Here is a 15,705-nt window from a genome sequence, read left to right on the forward strand (position 1 = left end):
ATAGAGAAACGATAGCGAGGTTCTGACTATGGCACATTTTCCCTTTCCTTCCCACAACCTGCTCCACAGCAGCCGCAATAAGCTCGTCGCCTTCGGCCTGGTCTTTCTCCTGGCCTGCGCCGGCATCTACGTCATCAGCCACTCGGACCGGGCGGCGAAAAGCAGCTCGGCCCTGACCAACGCGTCCGTCCAGTCCTACCGGGCTGAACGGCGGGATATGATGCGCACTATTTCCTTATCGGGCCAGACCGTCCCCTTAGCCCAGGTGGACTTGTCGACGAAATACGCCGGCAATATTACGGCCGTGTACGTCGACTTAGGCGACACGGTAGAGCCAGGCCAGGTCCTGCTGGAGCAGGACCCCGTCGATACGAGCCTCCAGCTGTCCCAGAACCGGGCCGCCTGGGCCCAGGCAGCCGCCGAGACAAAATCGGCCCAGTCCCAATTCTATTCGGACCTGCAGAAAGCCCAGGTCGAATACGCCACGGCCAAGATGAACTACAACCGCTACGTCATCTTAAAGGACGAAGGCGCCGTATCGCAGAAGGATTTGGACACGATGTACCAGGCCCTCATCGTCGCCAAGGCCGCCCTGGATAACTTGCAGCTTCAGAACGTCGGCGACACGCCTGCCCTCATCGCCGGCAAGCAGGCCGCCCAGGCCAAGGCCAAATATACCGTCGACAGCTTGTCCAAGCAGCTGGAAGACCTGACCATCCGCGCGCCGCGGCACGGCGTCATTTCCTACCGCAACGCCGAAGCCGGCGCTATGGCCGCCGCCAATACGAAGGTACTGACCATTACGGACACCAGCGGCATCTACATCGACTGCCCCGTCGCCGAAGCCGACGTCGCCGCCATCCAGCCCGGCATGACCGTATCTGTATCCGTCGAATCGCTGGCCAACACGTACGACGGCACGATTACCTATGTCAGCCCGGCCATGGACCCGACGAACAAGACCTATATCGTCCGCATCACCTTGTCCAACCCGGACAATCTCCTGCGCGGCGGCATGTTCGCCCAGTCGTCGCTGGAAGTACTGCAGCGACGGAATACCCTCTTCGTACCGAAGGACGCCTTAGTCGAACAAAACGGCATCAGCCAGCTTTACGTCATTAACCCGGACAACACCATCGCCATCCGCACGGTTAAAACGGGCCTCCGCAACGACAACTACGTAGAAATCCTCGAAGGCCTGTCCGACGGCGAGCAGATTGCCACGACGAACCTGGCCCGCCTCCGCGACGGCGTATCCGTAACCATTGAAAAAGAAATCAGGTGACGTCATGAATCTTACGAAATTTTCCATCGACAGGCCCATCGGCATCTGCATGGCCGTCGCCTTCTTCGTCGTCCTCGGCCTGTTCAGCTTCTACCGTATCGGCGTCGAACTGCTGCCGGCCCTCAACACGCCGTACGTCACGGTCACGGTCAACTACGACGGGGCCAATGCCGACTCGGTCGAACAGCAGGTCGTAAAGCCCATCGAAGACGCCCTGTCGTCGGTCTCCAACCTGAAGCATATCACGTCGACGGCCTCCTACGGCCAGGCCCGCATCACCCTGGAGCTTGACTTCTCCGCCGACGCCGACGCGGCGGCCATCGACGCCACGAAAAAGATAAACGCCATCCGCGGCCAGCTTCCCGATGAAATCGACGAGCCCGTCGTCATCAAGCGCGACGTCAACGCCACGCCGATCATGTTTATCGCCGTCCAATCCAATCAGTCCCTGGACGACATCTACTCGAAAGCGGAAAACGACTTTCAGGACGTCCTCCAGCAGGCCGACGGCGTGTCGGAAATCGAGCTGAACGGCGGCCGCGACAAGGAAATCGCCGTCGAAGTCGACAAGGCTAAGCTCATCCACTACGACATGACCCTGAGCGAAGTCGTCTCGGCCCTGCGCGAAGAAAACGTCCTCATGCCCTCCGGCACGATTTACTCCGACGCCACGACGACGGACGTGCGGGTCAAGGCGCAGTTCGCCGACGAAAATGAAATCGAAAAGATACAAGTCACGAATGCCAAGGGCGTGCAGATTCCCATTACAGCCGTGGCGGACATCAAGCGCAAGGACCAGCGCGTCAGCCGCTACGCCCGTGTCAACGGCGAAGACGCCGTCGTCATGGTCATTTACAAAAACAGCGACGCCAACGTCGTCTCTACGGTCGACAACGTGACGGAAAAGCTGGAAACGCTGCGCCGCGACAACCCGGACTATACCTTTACTGTAACGAACGAATCGGCGTCGTACGTCCGCAACTCCCTGCACAACACCTTGCAGACCCTCATCGAAGGGCTCATCACGACAGGGACGGTCTTGTTCTTCTTCCTGCGGGGCTGGCGCTCGACCCTGGCCGTCATGATCGCCATCCCGACATCCCTCATTTCGACGTTTTTCGCCATGTACATCGCCGGCTTCACCTTCAACATGATGTCCCTCATGGGCATGGCCCTGTGCGTCGGCATCCTCGTCGACGACTCCATCGTCGTACTGGAAAACATCCACCGCCACCTCATGAACGGCGAAGAGCCGAAAAAAGCGGCCCTGAACGGGCGGACGGAAATCGGCATGGCCGCCATCGCCATTACGCTGTGCGACATCGTCGTCTTCCTGCCTATCGCCTTCATGACCGGCATGGTAGGCCAGTATTTCAAACAGTTCGGCCTTACTATCGTCTTCGCCACCTTCTTTTCTCTCTTCGTCTCCTTCACCCTGACGCCGATGCTGGCGTCGCGGCTCTTCCGCTTAGGCCTGAAAATCCCCGATACGCCCTTGTGGCGGCGCATGGACGCCATCGAAGACTGGGCCCGCAGCCATTACGGCCGCATGCTGACCTGGAGCCTGGACCATGCCAAGCGCCTCGTCCTCCCGGTCCTCCTGTGCTTTACCCTGTCCGTAGCCCTCATCCCGACGGGCCTCGTCGGCTCGGAATTCATGCCCCAGACCGATGAAAGCGGCTTCCGCATCACCCTCCAGCTGCCTACGAACGCCAACCTGGAACGGACCGACAAGGCGGCCCGCCAGATAGAAGAATATCTGGCGACGGTACCGGAAGTCGTCTATTCGACGGCCATGGTCGGCGGCCGCAACCTCAATGAAGCCCATATACAGGTCACCCTCCAGGACCGGCAGGACCGCTCCCGCTCGATCTGGCAAATTACCAACGACGTCCGCAATTTCGCCGCTAAGAATATTCTGGACGGCGACGTCCGGGTCAAGGAAGACCAGGCCTCCGTATCGGGCACGTCAGGCGGCTTCGGCGGCGGCTCGGGCAACCTGCGCCTCGAGCTGCGCGGCAAAAACATGGACGAGCTCATCGCCAAGTCGCGGGAAGTACAGCAGATGATGAAGGAAGAAATCCCCGGCGTCCGCGACGTCAGCAGCTCCTATGAAGACGGCATGCCCGAATACCAGCTCGACGTAGACCGCAATAAGCTCAAGCAGTACGGCACGTCCTTAGGCGAGCTGACCAAGACCTTCTCCAACGCCATCAGCGGCCAAAAGGCCGGCGTCCTGGCAAACGACGTCAAAAACGACAACAACGACACGGATATTTACGTCCGCTTTAAAGGCGCCGACGGCTTCCGCATTTCCGACTTGGAAACGATTCCGCTGAACGCCGACGGCCGCATCATCTACATTGCCGACGTCGCCCACATCAAGGCGGCCACCGGCCCGGTCACGATCCGCCGCACCGACAAGGAACGGGCCATTACCCTCGGCGGCACCCTCCAGGGCCGTCCCCTGAACGAGGTCATGGAAGAAATCTCGGCCAAGCTCGATGCGACGGATATGGGCGGCATCACGTACCGATTTACAGGCCAGGCCGACCAGATGGCCACGACGTTCCGCGACCTGGGCGAAGCCCTCGTCCTGTCGCTCATCCTGATCTACATGATCCTGGCTATCCTGTACGAATCGGTGAAAACGCCCTTTATCCGCATGTTCTCCCTTCCCCTGGGGCTCATCGGCTCGCTGTTCCTCTTATTCCTGACGAACAACACGATCAACCTGTATTCCCTCATCGGCATCCTCGTCATGGACGGCCTGGTCGCCAAAAACGGCACCCTCCTCCTAGACTATACGCTGACCCTGATGGAACGGGGTCTCGACCCGCGCAGCGCCATTATCGAGGCCGGCAAGGTCCGCCTGCGGCCGATCTTCATGACGACGCTGACCATGGTCGTCGGCATGCTGCCTACGGCCCTTTCCATGACAGCCGGCTCGGAAACGAGAGCCAGCATGGCCGTCGTCGTCATCGGCGGCCTCCTGACGTCGACGGTCTTCACCCTGTTTATCATCCCCATCATCTTCGTATGGATTGAAAAACACCGCCTCCGCTTTTCCTTCCGCAAAAAAGAAGGGGCCGCCTCTTCCGTAAAATAATCGGAAAAACTTCGCCGGCCGGCAGGATTTTTCCCGCGCCGTATAGAAGTAATATAGACACGATGAAAGCAGCGTCAGGCTCAACAAAGGAGGCATAAGGCATATGAGCAGCCAATTTACACCTACATTCAACATCCACGAAGCCGTACGCAAGACACTGCCTTATATGATGGAAATGCGTGAATATTTCCATGCCCATCCCGAACTGAGCGAAAAAGAATTTGATACGTGCAAAACCATTTTCCAAGAGCTCTCCCTCATGGGCATTGAAGACGTAAAAATCATAGCCGGCACCGGCGTCACCGGCCTCATCCGCGGCGCCCATCCCGGCCCGGTCATCTTGCTCCGCGCCGACATCGACGCCCTGCCGCTGACGGAAAAGTACGATTGTCCGTACGCATCCCTCGTCCCCGGCGTCATGCACGCCTGCGGCCACGACGGCCATGCGGCCAACCTGCTGGGCGTCGCTAAAATCCTGAACAAGCACCGCGACTGCCTGCGCGGCACGGTCCGCCTGGCATTTCAGCCTGCCGAGGAAGGCAACGGCGGCGCAGCCCGCATGATAGACGCAGGCATCCTCAATAACCCGCCCGTCGAATACGCCCTCGGGCTCCACGTAGCCGGCGCCCTTCCCAAGGGCTATGTCAGCATCCGCAGCGGCGAAATCTCCGCCTCGTGCGACGACTTCACCATTACCCTCCACGGCAAAGGCGGCCACGGCTCCCAGCCGTCGGAATGCATCAGTCCGATTCAAATGGGCGTAGACGTCATCCAGATGATTCAAAGCTACGTGTACAACTGCCGCGCCGACGGCGACGGCGTCGTCCTGACCTTCGGCCAGTTCCAGGCAGGGCGCAATCCCAACGTTATCCCTGATACGGCGGAATTAAAAGGAACGCTGCGGACGTATAACGAAGCCAAACGCCGCGACATCCTCGACAAGCTCCGCCACGTCCTCGGCGCCGTCACCCTGACCTACGGCGGCTCCTACGATCTGGACGTCGTCCCCTTCTCGCCGGTCTGCGTCAACGACGAAGCCGTCACGGCCCGCGTAGCGGCGATCCTGACGGAACAATGCGCCGACTGCGTCGACGTCGTGCCCATGCAGCGCGGCTCCGGCTCGGAGGACTTCGCTTATTTCAGCGCCGCCGTCCCCAGCGCCTTTTACTACGTCGGCGTCTGCGGCGACGAACCTGTCGTCGGCCATTCACCCGATTTCCACTGGGACAGCAACGCCCTGAAATACATGTGCGAAACCTTGCTGAACGTCGTATATTATTTCGCAAGCTACAAATAGCGCGCTCATCCCCCTCAGGCGGCAGGCGCAGGATAGGAAAACCTTACCGTATTTCCTATTCTGCCCTACCGTCTTTTTTTTATTTGCTATATAATAAAACCTATCTTTGATGAAAAGAGGTTTTGACAATGGTGTTCCTATTTATTATCGAGCATACGATGCTGCCTATCTTCGGGCTCGTCCTCATCGGCTTCCTGTTAGACCGGAAATTTCACATAGACGTAAAAACCCTGTCCAAGTTCATGTTTTACCTGGTCATTCCCAGCTTCATTTTCACCAACGTATACGAAACGGAATTTCCCCCGGCCAGCGTGACGATGATCGCCGCCATGACCGTCTTCATGGTCTTTTGTTTTTTCCTGGCCAATCTCGTCAGCCGCTGGCGACGCTATGACGAAGGCATGATACAGTCGTGCCGCAACGCCCTCATGTTCAACAATACGGGCAACTTAGGCGTAGCCCTCATCATCCTCGTCTTTTCCCATGACCCCTTCGTCGTCGACGGCCAGACACCCTACCTTGCCGAAGCCATGGTCGTCCAAATCATCATCTTCATCGTCCAAAGCGTATCGCTCAATACCCTCGGCCTCTATCAGGCCGGCCGCGGGCGGCTGTCGGCTGCCGATACGCTGCGCGTCATGTTCCGCATGCCCATGATCTACTTCCTCGCCGCGGCCCTCCTCGTCCGCTCGACAGGCTGGAACGCCGAAGAATTCTTCTTCTGGCCCATCATGGAAATGGCCGGCAAATCGCTGCTGCCCGTCGCCATGGTCAGCATTGGAGCGCAGCTGTCCCAGACGAAGATACACTGGTTTGACAAAGACGTGTGGATCATCAGCCTGCTGAAGATGACCGTCCTGCCCCTCTTCGGCCTGGTCATGATATACGCGGCCAACGCCCTGATGCCCGGCACCTTTACGGCTGTCAGCGCCATGGTCTTCCTCATCTACTGCGCCATTCCGACAGCGGTCAATACGGCCCTCTTTGCTATCGAATTCGGCAACAACGCCGATTACGCCACGCAGATCGTCATGAACACGACGGCCCTCAGCGCCATCTCCCTGACGTTCTATATCTTCGTCGGCCACATCCTGTTCGTTTGATAATAAAATAAAGTGAATTTTTATTTTATAAATATAAACTGTTAATTTTATTATTTTTTACTTAAAAACATTTGACAATCTGCCGGAAACGCCGTATAATAAGGCACATCAATAGAATACGAGTTGAGCAATGAGGCTCTGGCATATCGAGGTACCCGATGATGCCGGAGCCTTTCTGTTTTTCTATTGGTAAAACAATATATGTACAGACAACGGCGTCTATGGGAAAGTACGAGGGGGTAGTTTCCGCATAGACGCCTTTTTTCTTACGATAGGGGGATGATTTTAATGACAAAAGGGTGGTCCATTTTGCGCCTGGCTCTGGCCTGCACGGCCTTGTCCGCGCCGACGGCATTTGCCGCCGATCCGGCATCGGCCATCGACACAGGTGATACGGCCTGGGTCCTCATCAGCGCGGCGCTCGTATTTATTATGACGCCTGGTTTAGGTTTCTTCTATGGCGGCATGGTCCGCAATAAAAACGTACTGACGACCATTATGCAGAGTTTCTTCATCGTCGCCATGATTTCTGTCGAATGGATTTTAATCGGCTACGCTATGACGTTTGGTTCGGATATTAACGGATTTATTGGTTCCTTAGACAAAGTAGGCCTGACGGGCGTCGGCATGTCCGTCCTGGCTAACGGCACGATTCCCGAACTGGCTTTCGTCGCCTTCCAGTGTATGTTCGCCGTCATTACGCCGGCCTTGATTACCGGCGCGTTTGCCGAACGGATGAAATTCCATGCGTTTACAGTGTTCATCCTGCTCTGGGCTATTTTCATTTACAATCCCATGGCCCACTGGGTATGGGGCGGCGGCTTCCTGGCCCAGCTCGGCGCTCTCGACTTTGCCGGCGGCTTGGTTATTCATATCCTGTCCGGCGTTTCGGGTCTTACGCTTTGCATTCTTCTCGGCAGACGCCAGGGCTACGGCCGCATTCCCATGCTGCCCCATAACCTGCCCATGACGGTTCTCGGCGCGGCTCTCCTGTGGTTCGGCTGGTTCGGCTTCAACGCCGGCAGCGCCCTCGGCGCCAACGGCCTGGCTGCCAACGCCTTCATCGCATCCCAGGGCGCAGCTGCGGCAGCGACCGTGGCATGGGTCGTTATCGAATGGGCGGTCAATGGTAAACCGACCATTCTCGGCGCAGCTTCCGGCTGCATCGCCGGCCTCGTAGCCATTACGCCGGCAGCCGGCTTTGTCGCTCCGCTTCCCGCCGTCATCATCGGCGCCATCGGCGGCGCAGTTTGTTACTTTGCCGTCGCCGTCGTCAAAGCCAAATTCGGCTACGACGATTCTCTCGACGCCTTCGGCATCCACGGCATCGGCGGGACCTGGGGCTCCATCGCCACAGGCCTCTGGGCTACGACGGAAGTCAACCCGGCCGGAGCCAACGGCTTATTCTATGGCGAAACGCATCTGCTCTTCGCTCAGGTCGTCTCGACAGTCGTCGCCTACGTCTTCGCCATCGTCGGCACGATTATCCTGTATAAGATCATCAGCTCTATCATGAAAGTCCGCGCCGACAAGGAAGAAGAAATCTCCGGCCTGGACATTACCGAACACGGCGAACGGGGCTACAACTACGCCATTACAGCCGGCAGCCCCTTCGGCGAAAGCCTGAATACACCCGTCGTCTCGCCGTCTACAATCAGTGACATCGGCGTCAGCGGTCATCAGTTATAGGGAGTGATATGCATGGACAGAAAAATTACTAAGATAGACATCGTAACCCGGCCCAGCAAGCTGGAAGAACTGAAGGACGCCCTCAACGCCATCGGCGTCATGGGCATGACCGTCAGCCAGGTCTACGGCTGCGGCCTCCAGAAAGGCCACGTCGAAGTATATCGGGGCCAGAAATACGCCATCAACCTGCTGCCGCACATCAAGGTCGAAACGGTCGTATGCGAGGTGCCTGTAGAAAAAGTCATCGAAACGGCCCAGCGCGTCTGCAAGACCGGCAAGGTCGGCGACGGCAAGATCTTCGTCTTCGACGTCGAAGACGCCGTCCGCATCCGCACCGGCGACAGGGGGCCGGAAGCCATTATGGACGAAAAATAATACAGCTATCGGGGGAATTTCATCATACAAAAACGAGGAGCCGCGGACACAACGTCCAGGCTCCTCGTTTTTGCGCGGCAGAAAACCTCCCTTCATGGTCAGCAGGCAGCATACCGGCTGCGCCGCAGCTGCTTGAGCTGATTCAGCTTTCTCCAGCGAAACATCTTTTCATATACTCCGATAATTCGTCCTATACACAGGGCCGATAAGACGGTCCCGACGCCAATGCCGTACAGCTCGGTATCATTAAATACACAAAGAAGCATACTGATAACGACTAAGGATACGTCAAATGTATTTTTTACAGCGGAAAAGGCAATATGAAATACTTCAGAAATCGTCTGCACAATGCCTTCTGTCGGCGTCAGCACAAAATTGGTTTTTACGCACAAAAATACGCCTAAGGCTGTAACAAACATAGTCAGTAAAAATAAGGTCATGCTGATATAGGCCGGAAAGTGAAATTCCGGTATCAGCCAGTCATATACATCCGTCACGACGCCAAAAGCCAGCGACAAGGGAATTTCCAGCAAATACACCGCTTTAATTTTCCGCGACAACACGCACTGTATCAATACAAACAGCAGATAACAAAGGATTGACGCCGTCCCCAACGAAATATGATAAATCTGCGATATGGCATACATGACGGAGCTAAATGCCGCGACGCCCATGACGTAGCGGATATTCAGCACGACGGCGACGGCAATCAGATTCAGTCCCAGTACATACCAGATAAAACGTTCTATTGTTTCCTTACGAAATCCCAACATGATACATCTCTCTTTCTTTTTATGTATGCCTGCCTTTATGAGCAGCAGCCACAGCGTAAGTATGAAGCATGCTGTATATTAGGGCAGACGTAATCGCTCACGGCTGCGTCGTTATATTTTGCAGCGCCTTGGTTAACAGAGAAAAAAACTGCTTTTTTTCAGCCTCACTCATGCCCTGCAATAACGTCCGGCCTGTATACGTGCCGTTCTCAGCCATCGCGGTGCATAACGTACGGCCCTCCTCCGTAAGCGCGACGGTCTTATAGCGGCCGTCCCGTTCGGAAACATGGGTCGTCACCAGCCCCTTGGCCGCCATCCGCTCTACAATGCCGCGGGCAGTCTGATGGGCAACGCCCAGATAGGCTTTCAAATCCACGGCCGACGCGCCGGCATGCTGAGAAAAAAATATAAGGCTGTCCGCCTGCTCCGCTGTCAAGCCGAGTTCTTTAATTTCTCTGTTTCGTATGGTCATGATGACATTGGCCAGTTTGATAACATTGCGCGCCAAAATATATTCTGCTTCAACCATGAATCCCTATCTCCTATACGAAAATATACAGCATAGTGTGTATTATACAAGCTGCCGCCGCGTTTGTCAAATATACGGAAAAAAGACTGCACGCCAGTGCTATAACACTTCGCGTACAGTCTTTTCAGCTTTATAGAATATGCAGTTATGCCACGCTTTCTTTTTTCCAGCAGCCGCCGTATTTCCAGATGGCACCGCCGGCCAGCGTCGCAGCTAACAAGCCGACCTTCATCGCCGTCGCGTTGGCCGCCACGAAGGGGACGTATTCGGCCAGGTACGTATCTGTCACGATCATGCCGCCGGCCGCCCAGCCTAAAATGGCACCGCCGACGTAGATGAGGATGGGGAACTTGTTCATGATCTTAATGACCATGGTGCTGCCCAAGATGATGATCGGCACGGAAATCAGCATGCCGAAGATGAGCAGGCCCCAGTGGTTGTTCGTCACGCCGACGATACCGAGGACGTTGTCGAGGCTCATGAGCACGTCGGCCAGGATAATCGTCTTAATCGCCGCGCCTAAGGAATCCTTCGCCTCGATGTGGTGCGTCTCTTCCTTGCCCTGGGCGCCGATGAGCTTGATGCCGATGCCGACGAGCAGCACGCCGCCGACGGTCTTCAGGAACGGGATGAACAACAGCCACGACACGATGAACGCCAGCAGGAACCGCAGGAGAATCGCCCCGGCTGTGCCGTATAAAATAGCCTTCTTCTGCAAGCGAGGCGGCAGATTTTTCGCCGCCATGCCGATGACGATGGAGTTGTCGCCGCCAAGGGCCAGGTCAATCAAAATAATCTGCACGATAATGCCAATGTCCAATAATAAGGTATCTGTCAACGTAGGTCCTCCTTTTGAATATACGCAGTCAAACAAGCATCTGCTTGTCTTTGTATCTTTACCGTACCTCTATTGTACAGGCAGTCAAATATAATGTAAAATATGAATATATCAGCTTAAATAGCAGCTTTTTGCATATTTCAAAAGGAGCATGCCATGAACTTTCACGATATACAGGCCTTTTTGGCCATCGTCAAATACGGAACCATCAGCAAGGCCGCCGATGAATTATATATTTCCCAAACGGCCGTCACGCGGCGGCTGAAAACGCTGGAAGACGAGCTGGGCATTCCCCTGCTGGATCGGGGACGGGGCATCAAGGAAGCGACGCTGACGCCGTCGGGACGCGATTTCCTGTCCATCGCCCAGCGCTGGAACGCCGTGTGGGAAGAAACGCAGCGGTTCAAAAGCCTGGGGGAACGGCTGTCCTTATCGATCGGGTCGGTACAGATCCTAAACGATTACGTCTTTCCCGCCCTGTATTCCCGCCTGCTGACCCATTCGCCCGGCATGAACCTCTACATCCATACGGAGCACGCCATCGAATTTCCCCCGCTGGTCGAGCAGCGCGTCATCGACGTGGCCATCGGCTGGCGCGATTCGGCGTCGCCGGAGCTTTTCTGCCAGCCATGGCGGCAGTCTCCCCTGGTCTGCGTCATGCCCGGCGACCCGCAGGAATCGGCCCAGGCTCCCATCGATCCCCGCCGGCTGGACTGTACGAAAGAGCTGTACATCAACTGGCCGCCGTCCTTTACGCAGTGGCATGAAGCGTATTGGCCTGCCGACCAATTTCATCCCAGCTATGTAGCCAGCGCCCAGCTGGCCCTGCAAATCATGGCCCACAGCGGCAGCTGGGCCGTCATGCCCCTGTTCTTCGCCAAGTACGCCTGCCAAAAAGGCACGTTTGCCTACCAATACCTGACAGACCCGCCGGAACCGCTGACAGCCTATATCCTCACCCATAAGACGCCGCGGCCGAACGTCCAAAAAAGCCTGTCCATTTTCTTCGAGTACCTGAAACAATTAGACGACGATATTTTCTAATGATAAACCCCTGCAGATTCTCAGCCAATCTGCAGGGGGTGCATCGTACATATGCCATTCGTATCTTCTATTTATCGACGGCTTTCTTTATCTTGGCCGCCAAGCCCTTGATTTTCGGCAGCGGCACGGAGCATACGCCCAATCGTACACCCAGGGCCAAGGGAGCGGCGAAGACCAATTCGTCCTGCAGCGCTTCGCAGACCGCCTGAGGATTGGCCGCAGGAATGGAAATGAAGAAGCCCGCATGGTAGGGAATGACGCGCAGGCCGCACTGCGCCGCTTCTTCCGTAAACAGCGACGCCCGCTGTTGAATAATGCGGAAAAATTCCATCCGTTCCTCGTCGAGACGCTTCGTCAAGGCGGCGTCGCCCCGGATCGTCGTGAGGAGCGTCATGGCTGCGCGGTTGACGTTGGACCAGGACGTACGGGCCGAATAGCGGCCTAATTCCGTAAATTCCTTGATGACGTCCTCGCTGGACGACACGCCGACGAGGGCGCCGGCCCGCTGCCCATACAACGTATAGCCTTTGGACATGCTGAACGCCGCCATAATGAATAAATGGGGCGGCAAGTTGCTGAACTGCTTCATAAAGGTACGGACTTCGTTCTTTTCGCCGGCATAGGCAATGTAGGCGATATCGACGAGAATCGAAATGCGCTTGCCCTGCTTTTCATGGAAGCGGCAGACCTGCAGCACCTCCGCCCAATCCTGATCGGACAAGGCGAATCCCGTCGGGTTATTAGCCGGCGTATTCAAGATAATCAGCAGGGAATCCTGCTTGCGCAGCACATCGGCTACGGCCGAGGAAAAAGACTCGATATTGAATGCGCCGCTTTCATCGAGCAAGGCAAACGTCGTAAGCCTGCGGCCGATTTCCTGGCACAAGCTGCCGTATATGCCCCAGCGCCAGTCGGATGCCAGGACGTCGTCGCCGACTTCCGAATAGTTGGCGATGGCGATATGAACGGCTCCGGTGCCGCCGGCCGTCGCTACGGCGTCTATATATCCTTCGGGACGATATGCCTCGAACGTTTCGTCTATCGCCGCCTTGCGGTAGTCCGCCAGGCCGACAGGCGGCGCGTACGTAATAAAATCAGCCATCGGCAGGGACCGATAGATTTCTTCTACGACGGGAAGACACCCCAATACTTCATCTTCGCCGGCATAGCAGCCTACCGTGGCGTTGACGACGCGCTCCCGGCCGTATGCCGCCATCGCCGCCTGAGCAGCCTGGCCGAATTGAAACACGGCGTCGTGTAATTGTTTTCCTTCTCTGCTGGACGCAGCCATAAACGTAGACATATAATCCCTCCTTGAGTTGCATGCTTTTTTATTATACTATATGCTGCCCAAAATGAATATACGAAAAGCGCAAAAAATCTATGTATTCTTTATACACAATCAGTCTTCCCTTTAAACACTATCTATAAAACCATAAAAAGCTTTAATGTATGCGTTTCACCGTCAACATAAAACGACAGCGGATCCGTTTCCGCTGCCGTTTTGCATGTTTCTGTTATATTAATGATTTATGTTTCTGTACTTTGTCCCGAGTTCCGGCCTTCTGCATCGCCAGGGCGCTCCAGCTCCGCCAGCGTCACTCCTTTTACCGTTAAGAGCCGCCGTATGATTTCATCGCTCTCTATGCCGTCGTTGGCGATGAGCGTGACGGCTAGTTCCGCCTGCTCGCTGTCCTCGTCGGACAGGATGCGGAAGGCTTTGACGTTCATCTGTCTGTTTTCCAAGTATTCGGCCAAACGCCGCGATTGCCCAATCGTATTCTTCATGATAATATGTACCGTGTATTCCCGGCGGTGCTGGCTGCTGAGGCGCTTGTCCAAGCGGATGAAGACGGTCAGCACGACGAAGATGAGGACTGTCGCCGCGACGGCTACGGCCAAATATCCCGCGCCTACGACGAGTCCGATAGCCGCGACGGCCCACAGTCCGGCCGCCGTCGTAAGGCCGCGGACATTGCGCGCCTTCTGGTTTGCCAATATGGTGCCGGCGCCTAAAAAGCCGACGCCGGAAATAACCTGAGCGGCGATGCGCTCGGGGTCGGCGTTGCGGTAGCCGTACAGCAGGAAATGGTCCATGGCAATGTTGATCGATATGATCATGCACAGGCAGGAGCCGACGCAGACCAGCGTGTGCGTCCGAAGGCCTGCCGCTTTATTCTGCGCCTGCCGTTCATACCCGATGATCGCGCCCAAAAGCAGGGCCACGCACAGGCGGATAATGCTGTCAGTCGTACTGATTACCATATGCCTCGTCTCCTTTTTATGATTTTTTTCTTCTATCTTTAATATTTGTTTAGATAGGTATATTATAATGTATGTCAGCTTCTTGCGGAAGCTGGCCTATACATGAGAAAGAAGGTCTTACCGATGGGTAAACGCATACATTATCTGGATAATCTCCGCACCTTTTTAGTATTCGCCGGCATTTGCTTTGCCGCGCTGGGAAATTTCAGGCCCTTTCCCCTGCTGCATCCCTATGTTCCCGCTCCGATGCACTCCATCGAAGGGCTGGCCATTGATTTTCTGCACAATTTAGCCATCGTATGCATCGTGCCGGCAATCTTTTTTATCAGCGCCTATTTCGGCGCGTCTTCGCTGCGTATCCACATGATTCGGCCCTATTTCAAGAGCAAGTGGACCCGTCTCGGCTGGCCCTGGCTGGTCGGCACAATTCTCCTGGCTCCGGAGCTCCTGTACCTTGCCAGCCGGAGCTGCGGCAGTCACGGCGACGGCCCGGCGTTCTCGATCGTCCACCTGCCGTTCTGGTCTGCCTATTTCCAAAGCCCCTTCTTCTGTATCGGGCTGCTCCTGCTGTTTCATCTGGCCTTGATGGGCGCAAAGAAATGGCGGCGTTCCCTCTTTCAGCGGGCGGCAGCCGCGCCTCCCTCAGCAGGAATCCTGGCCGGCTTCTACGTCCTGCAGCTCATCGTGGCCGCGGCCTTCTTCGGGCTGCTGCTGGCGGCGCACCGCACGCCGGACCTTTGGTTCCCCCTGTATGTACTGTACTTTGCGGCGATGAGCGGGCTGTACTTCTGCTTCGGCGTGTACGCCTTCAGGCATCGCTGGTTCACGGCCGGAGGCTACGTGCCGTCTTCCGTTCACATCATCGGCGCGGCCTTGCTATTGGGCGTCGTCGTCGCCTCGTCCTATATTACGATGGGAATTTCCGTATTTATTTCCGGCACGCTGTTTCCCTTACTGCTGTTCTTTTCCATCCTGCAGCTTCCCCTGCTCCTGGCCTTGCTCGCCGCCTTTGCCAAATGGGGAGACATAGAAACAGACAAGACAAAGCTGGCCGCCGGCCTGGCCTATCCGCTGTACGTCGTCAGCGACACGCTGATTCAGAACACGGCCTATTTCCTCCAGCCCCTGTCTCTCGGCACGCCGCTGAAATTCGTCCTGACTCTGGCCTTATCGTTCCTCTACGGGTATATGATATGCCAATACGCCCTGCGTCATCTGCCTTGCTTCAAAACGCGCTGACACATGCTGATTCATGCGTTTTGCGACGGTGATTTGCGTTTTTTGCATATTTCTATCAAATTTTCCGCGTTTTATGCTATGATAAGCATACGCGACGTTACGCAGTCTTTCTTCTAATAGTGATACTATATAATACATAAGAACAGGAGTGCTTACATT

Annotated in this window: 13 protein-coding genes; 8 read left to right on the forward strand and 5 right to left on the reverse strand. The window is 56.0% G+C overall.

Going from position 1 to position 15,705, the window contains the following annotated elements; translation table 11 throughout:
• The first annotated feature begins 28 nt into the window (after window positions 1-28).
• The 6 genes from B5F80_RS04240 to B5F80_RS04265 all read left to right on the forward strand — a co-directional run bounded on the left by B5F80_RS04240 (window position 29) and on the right by B5F80_RS04265 (window position 8,858).
• The gene (locus B5F80_RS04240) at window positions 29-1,285 is read left to right on the forward strand and encodes an efflux RND transporter periplasmic adaptor subunit (protein ID WP_087477583.1); all 1,257 of its coding nucleotides are present in this window, start codon (window positions 29-31) and stop codon (window positions 1,283-1,285) included.
• Between the two features lie 4 nt (window positions 1,286-1,289).
• A complete protein-coding gene (locus B5F80_RS04245; RefSeq protein WP_087477584.1) occupies window positions 1,290-4,394 on the forward strand; it encodes an efflux RND transporter permease subunit in 3,105 nt (1,034 codons plus the stop codon).
• 103 nt (window positions 4,395-4,497) lie between these two features.
• Window positions 4,498-5,691, forward strand: a complete 1,194-nt coding sequence (locus tag B5F80_RS04250) for a M20 family metallopeptidase (protein ID WP_087477585.1) — start codon at window positions 4,498-4,500, stop codon at window positions 5,689-5,691.
• A 128-nt stretch (window positions 5,692-5,819) separates the two neighbouring features.
• Entirely contained in the window at window positions 5,820-6,794 is a 975-nt protein-coding gene (locus tag B5F80_RS04255) for an AEC family transporter (protein WP_087477586.1), read from the forward strand.
• A 288-nt stretch (window positions 6,795-7,082) separates the two neighbouring features.
• Entirely contained in the window at window positions 7,083-8,483 is a 1,401-nt protein-coding gene (locus tag B5F80_RS04260; protein ID WP_087477587.1) for an ammonium transporter, read from the forward strand.
• A gap of 12 nt (window positions 8,484-8,495) precedes the next feature.
• Window positions 8,496-8,858 carry a P-II family nitrogen regulator gene (locus tag B5F80_RS04265; RefSeq protein WP_087477588.1) on the forward strand — a complete coding sequence of 121 codons (363 nt, stop codon included), beginning with the start codon at window positions 8,496-8,498 and terminating at the stop codon, window positions 8,856-8,858.
• A 98-nt stretch (window positions 8,859-8,956) separates the two neighbouring features.
• Here B5F80_RS04265 and B5F80_RS04270 read toward each other — a convergent pair whose 3' ends face one another.
• The 3 genes from B5F80_RS04270 to B5F80_RS04280 form a co-directional block, all read right to left on the reverse strand.
• Window positions 8,957-9,631, reverse strand: coding sequence for a DUF6198 family protein (locus B5F80_RS04270; protein ID WP_204246343.1), 675 nt, complete (start codon window positions 9,629-9,631; stop codon window positions 8,957-8,959).
• Window positions 9,632-9,728: 97 nt separating this feature from the next.
• Window positions 9,729-10,160 carry a MarR family winged helix-turn-helix transcriptional regulator gene (locus B5F80_RS04275; protein ID WP_087477589.1) on the reverse strand — a complete coding sequence of 144 codons (432 nt, stop codon included), beginning with the start codon at window positions 10,158-10,160 and terminating at the stop codon, window positions 9,729-9,731.
• 145 nt (window positions 10,161-10,305) lie between these two features.
• Window positions 10,306-10,998, reverse strand: a complete 693-nt coding sequence (locus B5F80_RS04280) for a TerC family protein (protein WP_087477590.1) — start codon at window positions 10,996-10,998, stop codon at window positions 10,306-10,308.
• Between the two features lie 156 nt (window positions 10,999-11,154).
• Here B5F80_RS04280 and B5F80_RS04285 point away from each other — a divergent pair, with 156 nt between their 5' ends.
• Window positions 11,155-12,042 (forward strand): LysR family transcriptional regulator, encoded by an 888-nt coding sequence (locus B5F80_RS04285; RefSeq protein ID WP_087477591.1) that lies wholly within the window; start codon window positions 11,155-11,157, stop codon window positions 12,040-12,042.
• A gap of 67 nt (window positions 12,043-12,109) precedes the next feature.
• Here B5F80_RS04285 and B5F80_RS04290 read toward each other — a convergent pair whose 3' ends face one another.
• Window positions 12,110-13,345: an aminotransferase class I/II-fold pyridoxal phosphate-dependent enzyme gene (locus B5F80_RS04290; RefSeq protein ID WP_239386302.1), complete on the reverse strand. Its 1,236-nt coding sequence runs from the start codon at window positions 13,343-13,345 to the stop codon at window positions 12,110-12,112.
• 227 nt (window positions 13,346-13,572) lie between these two features.
• The gene (locus tag B5F80_RS04295) at window positions 13,573-14,307 is read right to left on the reverse strand and encodes an MgtC/SapB family protein (RefSeq protein ID WP_087477592.1); all 735 of its coding nucleotides are present in this window, start codon (window positions 14,305-14,307) and stop codon (window positions 13,573-13,575) included.
• 123 nt (window positions 14,308-14,430) lie between these two features.
• Here B5F80_RS04295 and B5F80_RS04300 point away from each other — a divergent pair, with 123 nt between their 5' ends.
• Window positions 14,431-15,546: a hypothetical protein gene (locus B5F80_RS04300; RefSeq protein WP_087477593.1), complete on the forward strand. Its 1,116-nt coding sequence runs from the start codon at window positions 14,431-14,433 to the stop codon at window positions 15,544-15,546.
• The last annotated feature ends 159 nt before the right edge of the window (window positions 15,547-15,705 follow it).

This window comes from Megasphaera sp. An286 (assembly GCF_002163455.1).
Taxonomy (GTDB): Bacteria; Bacillota; Negativicutes; order Veillonellales; family Megasphaeraceae; genus Megasphaera; species Megasphaera stantonii.

Excerpts from the sequence above, each read along its gene's own strand:
- B5F80_RS04270 (WP_204246343.1), bottom strand. The coding sequence starts at position 9,631 with ATGTTGGGATTTCGTAAGGAAACAATAGAACGTTTTATCTGGTATGTA.
- B5F80_RS04245 (WP_087477584.1), top strand. The coding sequence starts at position 1,290 with ATGAATCTTACGAAATTTTCCATCGACAGGCCCATCGGCATCTGCATG.
- B5F80_RS04300 (WP_087477593.1), top strand. The coding sequence starts at position 14,431 with ATGGGTAAACGCATACATTATCTGGATAATCTCCGCACCTTTTTAGTA.
- B5F80_RS04290 (WP_239386302.1), bottom strand. The coding sequence starts at position 13,345 with ATGTCTACGTTTATGGCTGCGTCCAGCAGAGAAGGAAAACAATTACAC.
- B5F80_RS04265 (WP_087477588.1), top strand. The coding sequence starts at position 8,496 with ATGGACAGAAAAATTACTAAGATAGACATCGTAACCCGGCCCAGCAAG.
- B5F80_RS04260 (WP_087477587.1), top strand. The coding sequence starts at position 7,083 with ATGACAAAAGGGTGGTCCATTTTGCGCCTGGCTCTGGCCTGCACGGCC.
- B5F80_RS04240 (WP_087477583.1), top strand. The coding sequence starts at position 29 with ATGGCACATTTTCCCTTTCCTTCCCACAACCTGCTCCACAGCAGCCGC.
- B5F80_RS04285 (WP_087477591.1), top strand. The coding sequence starts at position 11,155 with ATGAACTTTCACGATATACAGGCCTTTTTGGCCATCGTCAAATACGGA.
- B5F80_RS04295 (WP_087477592.1), bottom strand. The coding sequence starts at position 14,307 with ATGGTAATCAGTACGACTGACAGCATTATCCGCCTGTGCGTGGCCCTG.
- B5F80_RS04275 (WP_087477589.1), bottom strand. The coding sequence starts at position 10,160 with ATGGTTGAAGCAGAATATATTTTGGCGCGCAATGTTATCAAACTGGCC.
- B5F80_RS04255 (WP_087477586.1), top strand. The coding sequence starts at position 5,820 with ATGGTGTTCCTATTTATTATCGAGCATACGATGCTGCCTATCTTCGGG.
- B5F80_RS04250 (WP_087477585.1), top strand. The coding sequence starts at position 4,498 with ATGAGCAGCCAATTTACACCTACATTCAACATCCACGAAGCCGTACGC.